The sequence below is a fragment of the Gracilimonas sp. genome (assembly GCF_040218225.1).
GTDB lineage: Bacteria > Bacteroidota > Rhodothermia > Balneolales > Balneolaceae > Gracilimonas.
Window position 1 is genome coordinate 720,946 of sequence record NZ_JAVJQO010000008.1, and the last position, 20,404, is coordinate 741,349.

16 protein-coding genes are annotated in these 20,404 nt (G+C 43.8%); 5 read left to right on the forward strand and 11 right to left on the reverse strand.

What is annotated here, in order from left to right:
* Positions 1-18: 18 nt before the first annotated feature.
* The 6 genes from RIB15_RS14540 to RIB15_RS14565 form a co-directional block, all read right to left on the reverse strand.
* Positions 19-981: a flagellin gene (locus tag RIB15_RS14540; protein ID WP_350202897.1), complete on the reverse strand. Its 963-nt coding sequence runs from the start codon at positions 979-981 to the stop codon at positions 19-21.
* Between the two features lie 604 nt (positions 982-1,585).
* Entirely contained in the window at positions 1,586-2,545 is a 960-nt protein-coding gene (locus tag RIB15_RS14545) for a flagellin (RefSeq protein ID WP_350202898.1), read from the reverse strand.
* A 214-nt stretch (positions 2,546-2,759) separates the two neighbouring features.
* Entirely contained in the window at positions 2,760-3,971 is a 1,212-nt protein-coding gene (gene rffA / locus RIB15_RS14550) for a dTDP-4-amino-4,6-dideoxygalactose transaminase (RefSeq protein WP_350202899.1), read from the reverse strand.
* Positions 3,964-4,767 (reverse strand): acyltransferase, encoded by an 804-nt coding sequence (locus RIB15_RS14555; RefSeq protein WP_350202900.1) that lies wholly within the window; start codon positions 4,765-4,767, stop codon positions 3,964-3,966. Before RIB15_RS14555 ends, rffA begins: the two co-directional genes overlap by 8 nt.
* Before the next feature lie 13 nt (positions 4,768-4,780).
* On the reverse strand, positions 4,781-6,472 hold the full coding sequence (locus tag RIB15_RS14560) for a TDP-N-acetylfucosamine:lipid II N-acetylfucosaminyltransferase family protein (protein WP_350202901.1): 1,692 nt from the start codon (positions 6,470-6,472) through the stop codon (positions 4,781-4,783).
* Positions 6,473-6,476: 4 nt separating this feature from the next.
* The gene (locus RIB15_RS14565) at positions 6,477-9,401 is read right to left on the reverse strand and encodes an FkbM family methyltransferase (RefSeq protein WP_350202902.1); all 2,925 of its coding nucleotides are present in this window, start codon (positions 9,399-9,401) and stop codon (positions 6,477-6,479) included.
* Positions 9,402-9,749: 348 nt separating this feature from the next.
* Between RIB15_RS14565 and RIB15_RS14570 the strand changes: the two genes are divergently transcribed.
* From RIB15_RS14570 to RIB15_RS14590, 5 genes are all read left to right on the forward strand, one after another.
* Complete coding sequence (locus RIB15_RS14570; protein ID WP_350202903.1) at positions 9,750-10,076, forward strand: flagellar export chaperone FliS; 327 nt, start codon at positions 9,750-9,752, stop codon at positions 10,074-10,076.
* Positions 10,077-10,104: 28 nt separating this feature from the next.
* The gene (fliD, locus tag RIB15_RS14575) at positions 10,105-11,502 is read left to right on the forward strand and encodes a flagellar filament capping protein FliD (RefSeq protein ID WP_350202904.1); all 1,398 of its coding nucleotides are present in this window, start codon (positions 10,105-10,107) and stop codon (positions 11,500-11,502) included.
* Between the two features lie 8 nt (positions 11,503-11,510).
* Complete coding sequence (locus RIB15_RS14580) at positions 11,511-11,885, forward strand: flagellar protein FliT (RefSeq protein ID WP_350202905.1); 375 nt, start codon at positions 11,511-11,513, stop codon at positions 11,883-11,885.
* A 26-nt stretch (positions 11,886-11,911) separates the two neighbouring features.
* Positions 11,912-12,268, forward strand: coding sequence for a hypothetical protein (locus RIB15_RS14585; protein WP_350202906.1), 357 nt, complete (start codon positions 11,912-11,914; stop codon positions 12,266-12,268).
* A gap of 131 nt (positions 12,269-12,399) precedes the next feature.
* A complete protein-coding gene (locus tag RIB15_RS14590) occupies positions 12,400-13,812 on the forward strand; it encodes a sigma-54-dependent transcriptional regulator (protein ID WP_350202907.1) in 1,413 nt (470 codons plus the stop codon).
* Here RIB15_RS14590 and RIB15_RS14595 read toward each other — a convergent pair.
* The 5 genes from RIB15_RS14595 to flgK all read right to left on the reverse strand — a co-directional run bounded on the left by RIB15_RS14595 (position 13,809) and on the right by flgK (position 20,402).
* Positions 13,809-16,118, reverse strand: coding sequence for a multicopper oxidase domain-containing protein (locus RIB15_RS14595; RefSeq protein WP_350202908.1), 2,310 nt, complete (start codon positions 16,116-16,118; stop codon positions 13,809-13,811). The two genes, RIB15_RS14590 and RIB15_RS14595, sit on opposite strands and share 4 nt — an antisense overlap.
* 110 nt (positions 16,119-16,228) lie before the next feature.
* The gene (locus tag RIB15_RS14600) at positions 16,229-16,684 is read right to left on the reverse strand and encodes a hypothetical protein (RefSeq protein WP_350202909.1); all 456 of its coding nucleotides are present in this window, start codon (positions 16,682-16,684) and stop codon (positions 16,229-16,231) included.
* Between the two features lie 103 nt (positions 16,685-16,787).
* Complete coding sequence (locus RIB15_RS14605; protein ID WP_350202910.1) at positions 16,788-18,110, reverse strand: tetratricopeptide repeat protein; 1,323 nt, start codon at positions 18,108-18,110, stop codon at positions 16,788-16,790.
* 36 nt (positions 18,111-18,146) lie between these two features.
* Positions 18,147-19,040 (reverse strand): flagellar hook-associated protein FlgL, encoded by an 894-nt coding sequence (gene flgL, locus RIB15_RS14610; RefSeq protein ID WP_350202911.1) that lies wholly within the window; start codon positions 19,038-19,040, stop codon positions 18,147-18,149.
* 3 nt (positions 19,041-19,043) lie between these two features.
* Positions 19,044-20,402, reverse strand: coding sequence for a flagellar hook-associated protein FlgK (gene flgK, locus RIB15_RS14615; RefSeq protein ID WP_350202912.1), 1,359 nt, complete (start codon positions 20,400-20,402; stop codon positions 19,044-19,046).
* Between the last annotated feature and the right edge of the window lie 2 nt (positions 20,403-20,404).

Sequence of the window (20,404 nt, forward strand, 5' to 3'; positions counted from 1 at the left end):
TCGCTGGATTTCTGAATATTATCCGAGGAATCCAAGTACAGACTGTGGTCCCATGTTAGCTTGCGCCAGCGATGATGTTGCAGTCTGCTGCAGAATCTGAAGCTTAACAGACTTACTTTGTTCTTTCGCGAAGTCGGTATCCATGATACGTGACTTGGCAGATTCGTTCGCACTGATTGACTCAGAAAGGGTTTCTTCACGTACAGAAAGAGAAGACTGAGTAATACCAATGTCGTTCACTCGGTTCGACATTTCGTCAATTGCACTGTCAACTGAGCTTAGGAAGCTACGGAAGTCAGATGAAGTTGCTGTAGCAGCAAAAGTCAATGCACCTTGTCCACTGGTTGTAGCCGCAGTAGCTGAGATAGCTCCACCTGCAGCAGCTCCACCACCGGCGGTTGTTGTAGCACCCAGAGAAGCATCTCCGGAAGCAGCAAACAGCTCACCCACGTTTACAGCGTCGATAGAAGTGCTGATGGTGTCAGAAGCACGCTCACCTACCTGGAAGGTAAGATCAAGTGATCCGGACATATCGCCAGCAGCGTCACCGTTCAGGAGGTCGAAGTCCTGGAATACAGTCTGGTTAGCAATTTCGTTGATGTCGTCGCCAAGAGCTTTGATCTGGTCGCCGATGTAGCCACGCTCGGTGTCGCCTAACGTGTCGTTGGCAGCCTGGGTAGCCAGACCTTTCATCTCAACAAGACTATCCATGATGGTGTCGAAGCTGGACTCGGCAATGTCGAGTACAGACTTGGCATCACCTACGTTCTGAAGGGCTTGCTCCAGACCGGCTGTTCTACTTTTTAATTTGGTTGCAATCGAGTACCCGGCAGCATTGTCTTCTGCTTTGTTGATTTTAAGACCGGTTGACATACGCATACGGCTGTCGGCCAGGTCACGGTTTACTCGGTTCAGTGATAACTGTGAGTCTAACGACTGAACGTTAGTATTTACTCTGTTTAAATCTCCAAAACTTGCCATGATATTTCACCTTTTTAGTTTAGTTATTGATTCCGTTGTTTTGGTTACTGCAGTTATCGTAGCCGAAATAGCGTTCTTAAATTTGAGTTTAAATTTTTTTGAAATTTTTTGAATTAATCTCAAAAAACAGCTTTAATCAATCATAAACGATGTTTTTTGATGGGAAATTATTTCAATTTTATTTCATCCAACACAAAATTTTGGTACTACAAGTCAGGAATTTGTGAATGATCAGGGAGTGTGAAAGCATTCACCGTTGGCTCTTGAGAATCGTGTGATTTCGGGTTGTAAGTTATACTAACCCCTCGCAAACCGACCCACCCCAGCCCTCCCTATTACGCTGCGCTTATATGGAGGGAGCATCTAATCAAAGGTTGTTCACATAGATCAAACTCTTTTCACTGGTCCAGCTCTTACCAACGAGTCCTCTTTCCCTGCAGCTTTGCTAAGGGATAAATACAGTATGGGCTCGCCGGAGGGAAAGAGACAGAGATAGGGTCCTGCCGGGATGCCCTGATTCAGGAAATTGACAAAAACAAAAAACCCACCCCGGCAACTAAGCCAGAGTGGGCTGGAATCAATAGATTCGCTGGATTATTGATTATTAACCAAGGAATCCAAGTACGGACTGTGGTCCCATGTTAGCTTGCGCCAGGGATGAAGTCGCAGTTTGTTGTAAGATCTGAAGTTTTACAGACTTACTTTGTTCTTTCGCGAAGTCAGTATCCATGATACGTGACTTGGCAGATTCGTTCGCGCTGATCGACTCAGAAAGAGTCTCTTCACGTACAGAAAGAGAAGACTGAGTAATACCAATGTCGCTCACTCGGTTCGACATTTCGTCAATTGCACTGTCAACAGAGCTCAGGAAGGTACGGAAGTCAGTAGCTGTAGCAGATGCGTTGAAAGAAAGAGCACCTTGTCCACTGGTTGTAGCCGCAGTAGCTGAAATCGCAGCACCTGCAGCAACACCACCACCGGCGGTTGTTGTAGCACCCAGAGAAGCATCTCCGGAAGCAGCAAACAGCTCACCCACGTTTACAGCGTCGATGGATGTGCTGATGGTATCAGAAGCACGCTCACCTACCTGGAAGGTAAGGTCAAGTGATCCGGACATGTCGTCAGAAGCACCGTTCAGGAGGTCGAAGTCCTGGAATACAGTCTGGTTAGCGATTTCGTTGATGTCGTCGCCAAGAGCTTTGATCTGGTCGCCGATGTAGCCACGCTCGGTGTCGCCTAACGTATCGTTGGCAGCCTGGGTAGCCAGACCTTTCATCTCAACAAGACTATCCATGATGGTATCGAAGCTGGACTCGGCAATGTCGAGTACAGACTTGGCATCACCTACGTTCTGAAGGGCTTGCTCCAGTCCGGCTGTTCTACTTTTCAATTTGGTTGCAATCGAGTACCCGGCAGCATTGTCTTCTGCTTTGTTGATTTTAAGACCGGTTGACATACGCATACGGCTGTCAGCCAGGTCACGGTTTACTCGGTTCAGTGATAACTGTGAGTCTAACGACTGAACGTTAGTATTTACTCTGTTTAAATCTCCAAAACTTGCCATGATATTTCACCTTTTGATTAATTAAAGTTTCTTATGAGTTGCTTTGGTTACTCAAGTTATCGTAGGTGAAATAGCCTTCTTAAATTATTCCTTAAATAAATTCCTTAAACAAAAAAAGAGCCCTCACGGACCCTTTATGACAGATAACAGAGAATAAGTTGGATTAATCGGAAATGTAATTTTCCTGAATACCCGTTCTTGTGCGCGTCAGAATCTACATTGCCTGATCAGCAATAGCCCGGACAACGGGGACTTGCAAAGACGGTCGGATTTCCATTTTACGGAAGTCGTTTATAGCATCTATAATATAGTCCTGCTCTTCAACGGTTAATTCGTAATAAAAAGGAAGCCGTACAAGGTTATGGGAATAAAGATCTGTGTAAGGCAACGTTCGTCCGTCGTGTCTATCCTGAAAGAACTTTGATGTATGTAGAGACTGATAGTGAAAAACGCTCAAAACATTCCGCTCTTTTAAATAAGCGATCAGTTCATCCCGCTGCCGGGGATTTCTGCAAACCAGGTAATACATATGTCCGTTATTGGTGGCATAATCAGGAATACCCGGCTGACGAATTCCCAGTCTCTTGCACACACCCTCCAATCCTTTTTGATATCGGTTCCAGATACACATTCTCTTTTGTTGAATACGAATCAGGTTCATCAGTTGTGCATATAGAAAAGCTGCATTTAATTCGGAAGGTAGAAATGAAGAACCGATATCCACCCAACCGTACTTATCTACTTCTCCGCGAAAGAATGCCGTTCGGTTGGTGCCCTTTTCCCAGATAATTTCAGCTCGTTCGGCAAAGCGGGCATCATTTATAGTCAGCATCCCTCCTTCGCCGGCCATAATATTTTTGGTTTCGTGGAATGAGAATGTTCCCAAATGTCCAATCGAGCCCAGCGGACTGCTAATTCCATCCGCATGCTCATAATAGCTGTTAATGGCCTGGGCAGCATCTTCAACCACAAACAAGTTATGTCGATCTGCGATATCCATCACCTTATCCATATCACAAGCTACACCGGCATAGTGAACTACCACAATTGCCTTCGTTTTTTTATTGATAAGCTCTTCAATCTTATCCTCATCCATTCCCGGGTGATCTTTTCTCGAATCCACAAACCGAATAACAGCACCACGCAAAACAAAAGCATTAGCTGTGGAAACAAAAGTATAGGACGGCATGATGATCTCATCACCGGGTTCCACATCCAGCAATATAGCCGCCATTTCGAGAGCATCCGTGCAGGATGTTGTAAGCAAACACTTTTCAAAACCAAACTGTCGCTCAAAAAACCGATGAATCTTCTGAGTGTACTTTCCATTCCCGGAAATCTTCCCAAAATCTACCGCATCCTGAATGAACTCGAGCTCGTTGCCGGTTATAAATGGTTTGTTGAAAGGAATTTTGTAATTACTCATAGGGCACAAATTTTCCTTTTTCGGGAAGCAAATACTTCATGAATTTCACTTCTTCCGTGGAGCGCTTTTTGGTATAAGTTCTGGAAGCCACATCGAAGTAGCTGACCTCGTCATCGAAATTGAATTCCGTAATATTGCTTACCACCTTTACCTTCTCTTCTGAAATTCCTGCCTCTTTCACGTATATGTTCATTCTCTCCATCTTTTCATCGAGACTCACATTCTCAAACTGTGGGCCGATTTTTTCTGAAAGAGAACGAGCCGGAGAGCCCGCATAAATTTGGTTGTACTCCATGTTTTTAGTCACCACGGAGCCAACCATCGCCATCGATTTATCTTCTGCTGTAATGGGGGAAACAATACAGTGGCCCACAAACCATACGTCGTTGCCTACCGTCAATGAGTTTTCGCTCAAAAACCGGCAGCCTTCCAGGGTATCTCCATACTTGATGTGCGACCACAGCTGAGAGTGTGCCCCTATCCCGCAGTTATTTCCAATGGTCGTCCCACCAATACTGTCGATGATAGAGTATTGCCCGACCCAGGCGTTATGCCCTATAACACAGGGTTTGTAGCCATGCACATTGGTGTTGTGATGAATTTTGGAGTAATCCCCCAGCTCAAAGTGGTCACAGATAATCTGCACATTCTTCCCAATGTAACAGTTATCTCCAATTTTGATGGTTGTGGCTGGTCCGTTCAATCCCATAATCACTGCCGACTCTTCTATAACTGTGCCTTCTCCAACTTCGATTTCAACGGCATCGATATTCGGGTAGGTTGCAGTTGCTTGCACTATTGAATCCATCCTAATTCACCAGCGCATGTTCAGTTATCCTTTCTCTGATTGTGCTGCAGGAGGTTACCAGATCTTTTGCCCGGGTCTTTAAGCCAAATTCATTAATGATAATTTGTTGATTTCGGGTTTTCTGAGGTTGAGACTTTCTCAGAAAAGATCGTATAGATGTAGCTTTTTTAAATTCTTCAAAACCCGATACACCCAAGCCATATTTTCTCAACATTTCCCAGGTTGGGTTCATCTGCTCTTTTTCACCCACCGTAATCTTCTTTTTCAGAACAGTGGTATTCCCGCTGTATAACGACAAAAGCATATTCCCAATGGCCTGTTGGCGATTATGAGCAGTGATCAACATATCTGAAGACCCTACAAAAGTCCGGTACTCATCCGGTTCTATAAAATTCTTGATGAGCTTCACAAAATCAGTCATTCCGGCTGCATTCAACCATTTCAGGATCGCATTCTCATATTCCGGAATTAAGTTATAGGACACCGGAAGCAGGATATCATAGTCTCTCACATCTTTCTTCGTCCTTAGTGCCTCCAAAATCTCGATATGATTATTTGAATAGTCACCTGAGTTCCCCACAATAATTCTGGGACGATCATTACTTTCGGTTTCCTCCATAATATCCCCGTAAAGCCCCGGATAAGGATAACCAAATCGGAAAGTCGGGCAGTTTCCGTAATGTTTCTTAAACACTTCAACATCGCCTTCAACCAATGAGTGGATACTGTCGATATGTTCAACAATATCTACTATCGGCTCATTTACTTTGATGGGATTGTAGAGATCACCACCCCAGATAATCCATCCAATATGTTTTTTTGAACCGATTTCTTTGATCAGTTTTTTCTGCCAGCTAAAAAACAGTCCATGAACAAATAATGCGTCCACATCAGTATCCAGGCATCGGTTAATAATGGCTGGAAAATCGTACTCATGATTAAACCAGGCAGCGTGTTCATTACTGCTTAAATCAGGTTTATAGTCTTCAATAGCCCAGTGTGATTCTACAAATAAAAGATGCTGCTGTTCATATTCCTCGTTCACAAAAGCCAGCATATCCGACTGTGACTTCGCATACAAATGGTTGAAGCAAAGGTGAATGTATTTTCCCTCTCCGGGCCTGCACTTTCTTCCAAATGATGTATAGAGCTTATCTTTCTCTGCCCTTGCTTCTTCTAAGTCAGGCTTCATATGGAGGGTGATATCGTGCAGCTCCATTGCTTTCTTGAGATCCCCTTTTTCGGAATAAATTCTGGCTAATTTATAGGCAATAACATGATTCTTTGGGTCCAGTTTATTAGCGATGGTAAAACACTGAATGGCTTTTTCTGAATCAGACTGCCCCCGGTAAATTTCACCCATAAACATCCAGGCCTCCAGCAAATGCTGATCTAATTGAATGGCCGCTTTTCCATAACGCTCTGCCTGTTCAAAATCTGAAAGAGCGTTAAAACATTTGGCGATTTGTAAGTAGGCATGGGGATTTTCAGCATGCCTGGTAAGAGAAGTTTCAAAGTAAACTACTGCCTTCTCATAGCTGGCTTTAACCATGTGGGCAATTCCCAGAAAGTGATCGATCAGCCAATGCTCATTGCCCTGTTCTGCCAAGAAGTTAAGCACCTTTATCGCTTCATCAGCATCGGGTTGTGCCCGATCCAATAAAAGCCGGACCTTTTCTAATTCTGATTTCACAATATTATTTGTTTAGAATCCTGTTGTTGATGTACTTGATGGTCCCAACTTCACAAGGAGCTGATACTCCTGATGCATACACGCTGAATCCGGATAGAATGGCGTCGATCTCCCGACGATCTGCTTCCGAATGATATTCCAGCATAATAAAGCCGGTGTTGATGAGCAGATCTTTCATGCCTTTAAGAATAGAAACTTCAGCCCCTTCGGTGTCAATTTTGAGCACGTCAATCTTGTTGATTCCTTTCTCAGCAAGGGCTTCTCCGCTTTTCTGCATCTTAACAGCAACCTCATGTCCGCCTTTCATGTGAAAAGTAGTTGAAGACTGCCCAGTATTCCTCGGGTGCTGAAACAAATTGATTTCACCGTTCTTATCGCTCAGGGCCACCTGGTTAATGGAAATATTTTCAAGGTCTTTCGTATTGTGTGCCAAAAGCGGAAATACCTGTGGATTGGGCTCAAAACTGTAGATCTGGCAATCGGGATTCCACTGCCGGGCATATAATGAAAAAGACCCAACATTCCCCCCTATATCAACAACCACACTGTTCTTATTCAGCTTAAAAACTGAAGGAAGTCCATACTCATGATCTTCAAATATATTCCTTAACCTGAAAAGCTCAGATTCCGGAATGGCCAAAGTCAATGGTTCCTCATACTTCAAACCCTGAGTATTCACTATGGCCTCTACCACCTCTGAGGGAGTATCTTTGAACTTCACAAGAGACTTATTTACATAAATCCCCTTCTTCAACGCTTTGTTTTGTTTTCCGTTTTGAAGTGATTCAGGATGGGTTTCAGATTCTTTTTTTTTCTGTGACACCCAAATATGATCCTGCCATTCTCCTTCGGATAAATGCTTTTCATATCCTTGCACTCTCTGAAGCCACATTTTACGGAAAGCATCCGCCAGGTTGCGGGCAAAGCGTTGAGCATCGCATACCGGAGAGCTTAATAAGCGCCCCCGAAGTTCAGCTCTTAACTTTGATAGTTGATCAACATCACCGGCAAGAGAAACTGCTTTTTGTATATAGTCTTCCCAGTTGTCAGTCACCCATTCCGGAAAACCCGCATTCGTCAAATGAGAAGTGGAGTGCCGCCCGGCAAAAGTAGGTCCTGAATTGGTAATTACCGGCACGCCCATCCATAAAGCCTCGATGGTTGTTAATCCACCGGAATACGGCCACGGATCCAGCGCGATATCAATTTTGTTGTAGCATTCAAGCAGTTCATTATGGAGTGAATATCCCTCAAAAATCACCCTGTCTTCCTCAATATCGCGCTCCGCCAGGTGTTGGGTAATTCGCTCCCTAACCAATTCCGTATCGTACTGCTTGCTCTTGAGAAAAAGACGGCTAGCAGGAACTTGCTTCAGAATTTCTGCCCACTTAGACAAAAGCTCAGTGTTAATCTTGGTAGGGTTATTGAAACACCCAAAAGTGATGTATCCATTTTGGGTAACAGGAGCTTCTGCTACCTCAATATCATAGTTTGGAAGGGTATAACAGACATAATCGTCCGGCATACGAACCAATTTTTCGGTGTAGAATGGCTCTTCGCCTTCCGGAGATTCTTTAGCATCCGTCAGCAGGTAATCCATAGACTGTAACCCTGAAGTATTGAACAAACCTCCCACCCATTTTATGGTAATTGGAGCTGGTTCCAGAGCGACAGTCTTAAGACGATTTCCGGAGGAATGCCCGGAAAGTTCGACCAGAATATCGATTTCGTCATCTTTAATAATCTGCGCAACCACCTCATCGCTGTATCCCACTACGGATGTCCACTTCGCACTGGCTTCCCGAATGCGTTTAGTGAGTGAATCGTGATAGGTATCGGTAGTGTATATATAGGTTGCAATTTCATCTTCGAGAAGTTCCTCAAGGGCGGATGTTATCATCCAGCCTACCGGGTGTTTTTTAAACCCACCCGAAATAAAACCAACACGCAGTTTCTTGTCTTTATCTTTATTGGCGGGAACCGGACGCACCGGCCGTTCTTCCGGTGCATAATATTGATCCCAAAGTGAATGAGCTTCAAAAATCTCTTCTTTGGTTCGCTTGGGATTGTAATGGATCCCCATCAAATAGTTGGAAAGGGACTGCTGCGTTTCCGGGGCATCCTTTAATGCTCTCCGATAATTCTTCTCCGCTTCATCATATTGACCTGTTTCCACAAGGCAGAGCGCGTAATTTACCCGTACATTTCCGTCATTGGGGTAACGATCCAGCAAACGCTCATTCAATTCAATGGCCTCGCTATATCTACCCATGGCTCGATATAACAGAGAGAGTACGCTCAACGCCAGCAGGTTTTCGCTGTCAATCTCCAGCACTTTCTGGATGGCTTCTTCCGCCCGCTCATGTTCACCAATCGACTGGTAAATCTGCGCCTTCTTGATGCCGGCATCAATCAGCTTTGGCTCCATTTGCAGGGTAATGTCGTACAATTCCAGGGCTTTCTTATAGTCACCCTGGTCGGCATAAATTTGCCCGATATTGTAAGCAATCAGGTAATTCTTTGGGTCCAGTTTATTGGCAATGGTGTAGCATTGAATGGCTTTATTTAATAATGCCTGATCCCAGTAGAGCTTCCCCATAAACATCCAGGCATCTAACAACTCCTGGTTCAACTGTACAGCCGCTTTCCCAAATCGCTCTGCATTCTCAAAATCCTCCAGTTGATAATAACAGCGAGCTACCAACAAATAGGTCTGGGAGTTTTGATCATGCTCACCGATGGATTTCTCGAAGTACCCGATTGCTTTCTCAAAATTGGACTTCTGCATTTGAGCAATCCCCAGGAAGTAATAGACCAGCCAGTGTTTAGACTCTCGCCTAAGCAAAGGATGAAGCAATTTAATCGCTTCATCCGGATCCGGATATCTCTGATCTAATAACTTTTGGGCACGCGCTAATTCTACTTTCATGATCGAAAATGAGTTTTCTGGTTTTCAACACCGTCTCATTTCCAAAAATGATGCCATCCCCCAAACACCCAATTCCATCCTGTTTTTTGCCTGTTTCTATAAGTGAAGGAGGGCTAAATTTTCCGTTTCAGAATATTTTTCCGCATTTCTGGTGTAATCCTTAAAGAATAACACTTCAAAAAGCCCCACTTAAAGCCTGGGCACTTTGGCATAGTAGTTGCCAAAGTAAATCTGTCCGCAACAGGCGTAAGCTTGTGATGGATTGAGAAACATTAAAAACTCCTAATTTAAGTTTTTTGGCTATTTAGCCGATAAGAACCGGGAGTTACTTTCATCAATTTCAAAAATATGCGAGATCCACAATTAGTTTATCAAAAACAATCCGTCATGAATGCTTCTCCGCTGAAGCTGGTGGTGAAGATGTATGACCTGGTTATTCAGGCTACTTATCGGGAAGATCAGACAAAGGTAAAAGCCATTTTATCTGAATTGATTCAGGGATTGAACTTTGATTATGAGCCAGCCGGACAGCTTTTTGAGCTTTACAGATACTGTCAGGACCTGGCCCGGAAGCAGCGGTTTGAAGAAATCCGTGAAATTCTGGAGCCCTTAAGAGAAACCTGGGAAGAAGTTGCCAATCAAAAGCAGCCCTCTCCTTCTGTAATTCAACAATAATTAACACCAACGTTTAATACTTCTTTATATGGCATCCATTTCAAGCCTTATGAGCCAGACAAGTTCTTACGAATCGTTCGTAACGCAGCTTGTCAACCTTGAAAGCCAGAAAATGCTTCGGATGGAAGTACAGGTTCGTGATGAAAAAGAGTCAAGGTCTGCTGTAGGTACTGTAAGTAAATCTATTTCTGATTTTGAGAATATTATTAAGGAGCTTGAAACTCCCGGCAACCGGTCATTTGAACCATTTAAAACTACTTCCAGTGATGATTCGGTTGTGCAGGTAAACTCCGCTTCCGGTTTGGATAATGAATCCGCTTTCAATATCACCGTAGAAAGGCTCGCTAAAAACGACACCGCCCTCTCGGAAACAATGACCGGTGCCGGCTATGAACTCGCCGCACAGGGAGATGGCTCCGTAACACTGACTATTGGTGACAAGACAGAGACAATAAATATTGTAACCACTAAAGATGATGGCAGTGGCGGCACGATAGATAGAACCAACCAGGAAATTCTGGAAGCTTTTGAAACTGAAATTGAAAGTTTATTTGGCGATGAAGCCAGTGCCAGCGTTTTTAACCTGGATGGCGAAAATATACAGTTCTCCCTCAAAAGCCTTGAAACCGGCTACGACAACCGCATTCAATTTAGCGGTGCCTCTGGTGTTTTAGCAGGCGTTACCGGGGGCATGACTCACCTCACTCCCCAAGCCGAGTTAGATGCTCAGTTTATTATTGATGGAGTGACTTTTAACCGTGCCGAAAACACGGTTGATGATGCTATTGAAGGGCTCTCCTTCACCATGAAGAAAGCCACCGGTGTAGCCGAGCAAATGACGGTTGAGCGTGATACCGAAGCCGCAAAATCTAACCTGCAGGACTTCATCAATGCCTATAATGAAATGAACGAAACCATCAGGGAACGTACATTCATTAATCCTGAAACCGGCAACAAAGGGCCTCTTCAGGGAATGAGATCTGTAAGGAATCTCACAATAAACTTACGCCAAACCGCGATGTTGTCTCTGGGAGGTGTAGCGGAAGGTGAAGTTGCCAGTTTTGCTGACATGGGTATTTCCTTCGAAAATAATGGCAAAATGGTCATCGAAGATTCCGATAAACTGGATCAATTGTTAAACCAAAACCCGGAGCAGATTGCCAACTTCTTTACCAGTGAAAGCTCTCCCGTTGCTATGATGAAGGCTCGTGCTGAATCTTATACTGAAGCGGATGGTATCCTATCTGCTATCGAAAGCGGACTGGATCAAAAAATTGACAGACTGGATCGTCGTATTGCAAACGAACGAAAATACCTGGAAGAATACGAGGCTGAACAGCGCCGGATTTTTAATGAGCTTGACCTGATACTTGAAGAAGGACAAGCTCAGTTCGACGCTGTTTATAATTTCATGTCTGGTTATTAATTATTTATATGGATACCCAAGTGATGACGCCTTTGCATAACATATTAGGACAATTGAATGACAGCAGTGAAGCTATCCTACGTGAAATTGATCAAAATGAGCCTTCATTTGAATCTATAAAACACCAGTTAGGACAGCGTGAAGATCTGGTTAAAAAACTGGGCATCCTTTCAGAAGCGAACCCGCGGGAGTCACTTTCCGATGAAGAACGGATTTCGCTGAGGTTTCTATTCGAAACTTTTGTAGAACTAAACGACAATATCCAAAACAACCTGCAAAACAAATTAAACAGTCATAAGGAAAAATTAGGCACTGCAGTAAAACAGCGGAAAGTGGAGAAAAGCTACAGTGTTTTAAAGAATCCTGACATTTCGTACTTTTAATCTTGATGAATAAGAGGGATAATACTATGGAAATTAACAAGCTAACAAATCACGTAAACGGTCAAATTAAAAGCACGGATGCTTCCGAAAGCAGCAAGGGTGCTTCTAAAGTTACACGTACCGAAAAACCTGCTGAGTTTACCGATAAGGTATCTCTGGAGAATTATAGCGCAAAGAAAAGCGAACAGCTATTTGCAAAAATAGAACTGGAAAAACTAAACCAATCTTCTTTTGGTAAGCTGAAAGATTACAAAGCCAAGTTACAGGCATATGAAGCGGCTAAGAATGAGTCGCCAGAAGCAGCTAAAAACACTGAAATAGGGAAAATGTTGAACGACCCGGAAGTATGGTCAAAAATAGCACAGAATATAGTTGACAAATAGCCTACTCTTATTTTTCTTAGTTTCATCATTTTAATAGTTAGAGAGCATTAATTGCTCTCTTTTTTTGTCCAAGAAACCGTAACTTTATTGCCGGCACATTGGTGCATAAAAACCTAATCCGTTAAAATTATATGAAACATTCCATTCTTGTTGTTGATGATGATGAACTTCTACTTGGGTTCATGGAGGAGATATTAACAAAAGAAGGATTTGAGATTCATGCTTTTGAATCTCCTGTGAAGGCTACTCAATATCTCGAGAAAAATACCGTCGATCTGGTCATAACCGACGTTAAAATGAATGAGATGACCGGAGATGAAGTCCTTGCCACTGTAAAAAAGAAGTACCCGGACACTGGCGTTATTATGATCACTGGTTTTGGAAATATCAACCACGCTGTGCGTGCGCTGCATAAAGGTGCTTTTGATTATATCACCAAGCCATTTAAAGCTAAAGAAATTATCTATCGGGTAAACCGCTATTTCGATGCCGATCCCGAAGAGCGTGATAAGAAGCCCAAATCGGTAGCCCACTCTCCCCGTGAAGATAAAAAAGGCGATCTGGTTAGCCCGTTGAATAATTCTGAGGAAACTGAAAACAATTTTATTGGCAACGATCCTCAGATAAAAAAGCTTCTGAGGGTTATTCCACAAATTGCCCGCAACGCAGCCCCAGTTCTAATTCAGGGTGAAAGCGGAACCGGAAAAGAAGTTTTTGCTCATCAGATTCATGTTAACAGCAACAGAGCCCAGGGACCCTATATCAAGATAAATTGTGCCAACCTTCCTTCCGAGCTGGTTGAAAGTACACTTTTTGGGCATCTGGAAGGTTCCTTTACCGGTGCTACCTCAGACCGTAAAGGCGCTTTTGACGCTGCCGAAGGCGGTACTTTGCTCTTGGATGAAATCACAGAAATTGAACTTAATGTTCAGGCCAAGCTTCTTCGCGTTCTGCAAGAAAATGAATTTTACCGGGTGGGAAGTCAGGAACCCGTTAAAGCCGATGTTCGCATTCTGGCAACATCAAACCGAAATATTGCCGAAGCCATTGCTGACAAACAATTCAGGGAAGATTTATACTATCGCCTGAATGTATTTCCTGTAGAAATCCCCCCTCTTCGTAATCGAAAAGGTGACATCCCGGTTTTAGCCAATTACTTTGTTGAGCATTATTCCAAAAAATACGAGTTGGAAAAAAAAGAACTTTCTGAAGAGCTCCTTGAACATTTAGTTCAGCAAGATTGGCGTGGGAATGTGAGAGAGCTAAATAATAAAATCCATCGTGGTATTATTTTAGCTCAGGATAGTGACAATATCACGATGGAACATATCAACAATGAAATGTTTTCCAGTGTGGATGATAACCTGAATAAGGAAATTCTTTCAACTGACCTTCCCCTTATGTCGATTGAAGACATGGAACTGCAACTCATTCAGAAAGCTCTTGAACACACGCAGGGCAACCAGAAAAAAGCGGCTAAGTTATTGGGTATTTCTGACCGTACCATCCGAAATAAGCTCAAGCAGTTGGATGATGAGGACTAGAACCTAAAAGTCAATCCTCCTCCCCAGCCAAAGCGACTGTCATAGTTGGCCTGAACTGAAAAATATTCATTCAATAAATACTCTATTCCAGCGGTATAGGAAATATCCTGATCAAGGTTTTTATTGGCTGGAAGCTCTTCGGCAAAACCTGTATCCAGTTTGTACTCGAAATGTCCGGTGACCATTAATCTTTGCATAAGCGGAATGTGAGCGTTCAATCCAAGTTCGGGACGTAATTTGTGGTCGATGCTCAAATCGGTATCGAGAATATAAAGCAGTAAATAGCGCATCCCGATCCGGCCATGAACTTCATGTTCATTTAGTGAGTTATCGATCTTGTTTTCTGCTTTAATTCCACCATAAATCCTGAAATAATCCCCCACAAACCGCTCGTAATCCACCTTCAGCTCGTAGTTTTGATCCCAGGCATATTTTGTTTCCAGGTTAAACTGATTGTTCGTATTCGAGCTAACGAGCTCCAAACTTCCCATGTGACTTGCGCCTGTCACGGTTCCCCACGTGAAAAATTCCTTATCGTGTTTGTATAGTGTTCCCACCGGATAAGGAGCGAGCCGCTCATCACGTTCACTTCCTTCATAACTGAACACCCGGGCCATTCCTGCTTTCATGTGATACAAAATATGACAGTGAAAAAACCAGTCTTTTTCTTCATTAGCTGCAAACTCAATGGTAATCCTGCTCATTGGAGGTACATCAACCGTATGCTTGAGCGGAGCATATTTCCCATTTCCATTCAACACCCGGAAGAAATGTCCGTGCAAATGCATAGGATGATGCATCATGGTTTCATTATTCAAAGTAACTCTGACGATTTCCCCTTTTTTGATCTTAATTTTATCAGAGGCCGAAAGCGTTTTTCCATTTATGCTCCAGGTATAGCGCCACATATTACCGGTTAAATTAAAGGTCAGGTTTCTGACGGTATCGCCGTTTTGAAACTCAGTGGGTTCCGGTGATTTCAAAACTGAATTGCTGTAACCCGTTTCCCACATCGTCATTGGTTGAGTCGGGTCGTCCATTTCATGCATAGAATGACTCATTGCTTCCATTCCATTTTTCTCATCCATATTATGAGCAGAATGATCTTCCTGAGCCTGCATATTCTGATGCATATCATGCCCTTCATGACTATCTATTTGATGCTTGGAATGGTCGGTCATGGTCGTTTTATAGGTAGTGAACCTTCCTCTTTCCTCTCCTTCCAAACTCATATCATGACCACCACCTCCATGCATATCTGCCATTTCCACGGCCATTTGTTGGTAGTCCGGAAATGGGATATCCGGGGCAAACGACTTTGTCCCCGCTCCGATGAAAGCAGAAGCTGACCCAGTCACATCCTGAGGTGTCGCCTGGAATTCAAGGCTCTTCCCTTCCTCCACCGTTACGATAAAATCATAAGTCTCTGCCAGTCCAATAAGTACTTTTTCTGTTTCAACGGGTTGAACATTCAGTCCGTCTGCTGATACAATCCGTAGATTTCCACCAGCGTAGTTCAACCAAAAATAACTGGAGGCGGCTGCATTGATAACCCTTACCCTCACTTTGGTACCCAGCTCATATTGATTGTACACCTGTTCATCTTTGCCATTAACCAAAAAAGCATCGTAGGGTATATCCGAAATATGCATGCCCGGCATTTTTTGAGACCATAGCTTGAGCTGGGCTCCTAAGGTTTTACTTTGAATGGATTTCCAAACCGATGGGGCGTTACCCAGCTCCACTCCATACCACTCATTGTGGCGTTTCAAGTTTTTCATGACCCTGGAAGGATTATCATTGGTCCAATCTGAGAGAACGAGCACTAAGTCTTCATCATAATCCAGATTCTTTTCTTCCGGCTCTATAATAATGCTTCCGTAAATACCTTTCTGTTCCTGCAAACCTGTATGTGAGTGGTACCAATAAGTACCTGCATGAGTAAGCGGAAAATCATATGTCAACGTTTTGCCGGGACGGATGGGCGGAGTAGTCAAATAAGGAACACCATCCATGAAATTGGGCAGTAACAAACCATGCCAATGCACTGAAGTCTCTTCACTCATGGTATTGGTAACATGAATGACGGCATGTTTGCCTTCTTTAAACTTTAATGTTGGTCCCGGTATCGTTTCGTTTATAGCCATCGCGTTTACCGATTTTCCGGCAACAGTCATTGTTTTTTCACTGATTGTAAGCCGGTAAATAAGGCTATCACCTTTAACTTCAGGTGCCAACTGTTGAGCAAAAAGAGGGTGAGTCAATAGTGCGATTACAAGAGCAATAAAAATTGAATAAGTCTTCATGAATAATACTTTAAGTGAAACAGGATGAAATAATTTCACCTCATTACATACAGCGCCACTAAATGAGGTATGTAGAAGTGATTTTGGAAATCCAACAGAGTAATGGAATCCTATTTCAAAAAAGTCTCGTTGACTAAAAAGATAGGAGGTGGTGAATACGAATCCGAAATAAGAATAGCGTGGTTGTCGGATTCGGTTTGAGTGGTATGATCTTCCGCAATTATCTGGACAACAGCCAAAACTTTTGCTTTCGCTTTTTGGAAAACAGGCGACTCGGTTCTAACCGGAGCTTCTTCAATACTACATGCGCAGGCAAAACCGAAATCATGCATCCCTGCAGTTGATATAACAGGATTAGCTTCATCTTTTTTGAGCTGTTGCTCCATGGGACAGTCATCATGGCCTGCCATTACAGTCACAGGCATTGCCTGACCATCATGCACGGTTTCCATGGCATCGCACTCTTCAATAGATTTTGCATGAAGCCCTGCGGGGAGAGAAACCCCAACCAGAATACTAAAACTTAATAGCGATGCGATAAAGCGATATGTAGCAGAAATTTTCACGTTACAATGATACTTCTTTTCGCAGAACTCTGAAAGCCTGATCAAAATTATGCACACTTTAGATCGAATTCTGTAAATGCCCGGTTTCGATCAGAAGCAAGCCTTATGCTACCTTTGCAACTAATTTCTGCGCCTGCTCTACCCTGTTCGTTTTGACTGAGGCGACAATCAGACGACGCCGATATTCATCGATTTGAGGGTTAGAGTTATAAAGCTTCCAGTACAACTCATACACAAACTCATGCCACTCATTTTGCATAAACATGGTCATGTAATCGTTGAGCTCTTCCCGGACTTCATCGTCCATGGTTCCGGATCCTACCTCATCTTCAAACATTTTGTTGAAGAAAAATTCCGACTTTTTGAAGTCCGTAAGCTCAATCGATAGCACTAAAAGCTGACGCAGAAAAGCGCGGTCCACCTCTCCGTTTTTAACGGCAAACAGTTCGTTCAGAAGTTTGGAGGCTTCTTCCCTTAAACCGGATTTCAATGCAAGATCAGCCAGGTTAATCAAGGTCTCTTCTTCAGAGATTTTCACATCAAAGTTGGCGAGTGAATAAAGCTCGAGTCGTTCGTAATAACTATTCAGCGACTGATAGGCTTGCTTCCATTTCTTTTGCAACTGAAAGATTTTGAACTGAATCAGGTAAGGAAGACTTTGCAGGGGCTCTGCCTCCAGCGATTTCTCAGTCAGTGCCAATGCCTGAGGCCATTTATACTGTTCGGCCATACAGCTTGCCAATCCATTAACCGCTCCTAAGCGATCAAAGGGTAACAACCGGTTTTTCTTGAGTAATTGCCGGTATTGTGCAGCGGCATGCACATATTTTCCCTCTTTGAAATACTGATCTCCCTGAACCAGGTATAACTGTGGAGAGTAGGATTGAAGCGTTAATTCATCCGAAGGGTTTACTTCCTGTACCGGATTTGTTTTCCTTTCAATCATAATTGGCATGGAAGCCAACCCAATTTCATTCTGGGTAATGAACCGTGTACAATCCGGAAGATTCTTGCCATCAAATACCTGTGTTTTTCCTTTCTGAACCAGGCGAATTTGATAATGCTGATACAGCTTTTCATTCTGAGTATGAACAATCAGCGCCGGAGCCCATTTCTTTTCATTGACCTCCACCTCATTGGGAAAATCATTGAACTGAATGACTTCATCATCTTCCACAAAAAGGGTCCACTCTTTGTCAGATTGTGCCAGCATCTCATTCCAAATGTCGGATCGCTGTTCTTTTTTCTCAGAAATTCGCCATCCGATGTGTTCATCCAATTCATCCGGACGTTCGGCCGGGCAAACAACCCTGATGCTGTTGAAAATAGAATCCCATTCAGCAATCTTGTTTGAATTCAGGTATTTGATGTCGGTCAGGTAAACGACCAAATCAATCCACTCTTTGTATTTAGTTTCTTCTTTCATGGCTATTGATTCCGATTCTATTTTCAAGGTTCAGGCTTAGAGATAATCCAGCAGAGTATTTTTGAACATAGTGGTATGAACCGCCATTGCCGACTCATACGCTACTTCAATTCGCTGTAAATCCGAGAACGCCTCGGCATAATCCGTATCTACCAGGCGACTGATATCCGCTTCTTTCGTAATTCGGGTGGCTTCATATTGTTCAAACATGAAATCCATACGGTTGATGTTATTCCCCAGGCGGGAAGTCACATCCGTCACATGCTCAATGGACTCATCCACATCAGGCAGCAGGTTATTTAAAGCAGTTACGTCGTTATCACGCAAAGCCTGTTCAATATTTCCAATCACCTCAAAAAGATCACCCGCCGGAGTATTTCTGATTTCCGAACCGGTTACACTGATGTCGATATTCACACCATCTCCTGCCTGTACTTTAGGCGATTTGTTGTTACTTCCATTTGAAACCCCACCCACGGCCGTACCGTCCAGTTCAAAAGGCTTTTCCCCACTGTTTGTGCCTGCAAATAAATAACGGTCGCCGTAGCTCAGGTTCAGGGTACTGATCAGGCTATCTCTGATGCCCGAGATGGAATCAGCCATACTGGCCCGGTTGCTTTCTCCCAACGAGCTGGATGCTCCCTGCACAACCTTTTCCTTAATCTCAATCAGCCGGTCGATGGTTTCATCAAGAGCATCCTGGGCCAATCGGCTTTGCCGGAGGCCGCTTTCAATATTACTTTGAAACTGCTCTTCCTTGCGGATGCCTTCCGTCAGTATTCGGCTTCGCTGAAAAGAAACCGGATCCTGAGATGGAACCCGGACGGATCTCCCGCTGGAAAGGTCAGACTGAATCTTAGCCATTTCACCGCGATTCTTGTTGATATCGCGCATGAAGTTTCCAAAAATAGTTTTCTGCGTAATTCTCATGATTTACCTCAAAATTCCGATGAGTGTGTCGTACATATTCTGTGCGGCCGACATTACCTTGGCCGCTCCCTGATAAGCATTTTGATATTGAATCATCAGGCTTAGCTCTTCATCAATATTCACTCCCGATTCCCGTTCCTGCTGGGTGGTCAGCATCTGAATTTCGGAATCCCGGGCTTCTATTTGAGAGTTCAGACTACTCAGGCTATTCCCGGCCGATGTAATCAAATCCACCGAATAATCAATCAGCTTTCTTCCGCCAATCAGTTGCTGGCTGCGAAGTTCTGCGATCTGAAGTGCCGTTTCACCATTCCCGGCTTCACCGGCAGTATCAGAAGCCGCAATATTTGTCGGATCATCCACCAATACCTGGTTCAGGCTGATGGTATCAGCTGTAGTGTTGGTTGGGTTGAAGAAGTTTCGGCTTACGCTGTCATTCAGTCCATAACCGCCGGAGTGAATGGCATTAAACTCGGTCACTATTGTTGATGCAAGTTCATCCAGCCGGTCTTTCAATGCGGGTATTTCGGTTTGATACATCTCAAGCTCTGCTCCAAGCTGACCACCCTGAGGCTCCACTGTTTTCCCGCTTTCAAGCCGGATTTGGTAGGCCTTATCCACATCGTTAATTTCAGCTTTCAGGTGATCTGCTTTTTCTGCATCCAGCACCTTCACCCCACCAATACGTAATTCAACAGCATTGGAATCGTTGGTGCTTATTTCGTAGTCGGTAAGCTCAGATAACTCCTCCAGCTTTCGCACCCTGAGATCCAGACTTGTATTATCGGGAGCTCCGGCTGCGTCAGCCTGAGCGATGGTCTGATTCAGAGAATGAATCTCTCCCAGCAAGCCGTTAATTGCATTAATAGTGCTGTTGGATGACTCCAGAATCAGATCGCTGGTGCGATCTATATTCCTGCTTACATCCTTAAATTTAGTGGTCAGTTGCCGGGCATCACTGATCAGGCTGTTTCGAACGCTGATATCCTGCGGGTCGGTGGACAGCTCGGAAAAAGTATCCAACAAATTGCTGATACTCAGATCCAGATCGCTGCCTGAATCGGAAGCCATACTGGCCTCAAGCTGTTCAAAAACCCGGGCTTTACTCTGCATGAACGACATGTTTTGCCGCTTTTCGTTCAGCATCACATCGTTCATCTCGTTTCGGAGACGGGTTACATTCGAAATATTTACCCCAAGCCCGGTGTTATAACCGGTCATCTTCATACCATTCGGAGTTTTGTCGATCCGCTGGCGTGAATATCCCTTCGTGTCGGCATTCACAATGTTATTTGAGGTAACCGAAAGAGACCGTTCGGCACTTCGTAATCCGCTTTTAGAAATTTCAAATAGAGAGCGCATAA

What these genes read in the sequence shown, in the direction of transcription:
- RIB15_RS14595 (WP_350202908.1), bottom strand. Translation starts at nt 16,118, where the DNA reads ATGAAGACTTATTCAATTTTTATTGCTCTTGTAATCGCACTATTGACT.
- RIB15_RS14580 (WP_350202905.1), top strand. Translation starts at nt 11,511, where the DNA reads ATGGATACCCAAGTGATGACGCCTTTGCATAACATATTAGGACAATTG.
- fliD (WP_350202904.1), top strand. Translation starts at nt 10,105, where the DNA reads ATGGCATCCATTTCAAGCCTTATGAGCCAGACAAGTTCTTACGAATCG.
- RIB15_RS14540 (WP_350202897.1), bottom strand. Translation starts at nt 981, where the DNA reads ATGGCAAGTTTTGGAGATTTAAACAGAGTAAATACTAACGTTCAGTCG.
- flgL (WP_350202911.1), bottom strand. Translation starts at nt 19,040, where the DNA reads ATGAGAATTACGCAGAAAACTATTTTTGGAAACTTCATGCGCGATATC.
- RIB15_RS14605 (WP_350202910.1), bottom strand. Translation starts at nt 18,110, where the DNA reads ATGAAAGAAGAAACTAAATACAAAGAGTGGATTGATTTGGTCGTTTAC.
- RIB15_RS14585 (WP_350202906.1), top strand. Translation starts at nt 11,912, where the DNA reads ATGGAAATTAACAAGCTAACAAATCACGTAAACGGTCAAATTAAAAGC.
- RIB15_RS14590 (WP_350202907.1), top strand. Translation starts at nt 12,400, where the DNA reads ATGAAACATTCCATTCTTGTTGTTGATGATGATGAACTTCTACTTGGG.
- RIB15_RS14545 (WP_350202898.1), bottom strand. Translation starts at nt 2,545, where the DNA reads ATGGCAAGTTTTGGAGATTTAAACAGAGTAAATACTAACGTTCAGTCG.
- rffA (WP_350202899.1), bottom strand. Translation starts at nt 3,971, where the DNA reads ATGAGTAATTACAAAATTCCTTTCAACAAACCATTTATAACCGGCAAC.
- flgK (WP_350202912.1), bottom strand. Translation starts at nt 20,402, where the DNA reads ATGCGCTCTCTATTTGAAATTTCTAAAAGCGGATTACGAAGTGCCGAA.
- RIB15_RS14570 (WP_350202903.1), top strand. Translation starts at nt 9,750, where the DNA reads ATGCGAGATCCACAATTAGTTTATCAAAAACAATCCGTCATGAATGCT.
- RIB15_RS14565 (WP_350202902.1), bottom strand. Translation starts at nt 9,401, where the DNA reads ATGAAAGTAGAATTAGCGCGTGCCCAAAAGTTATTAGATCAGAGATAT.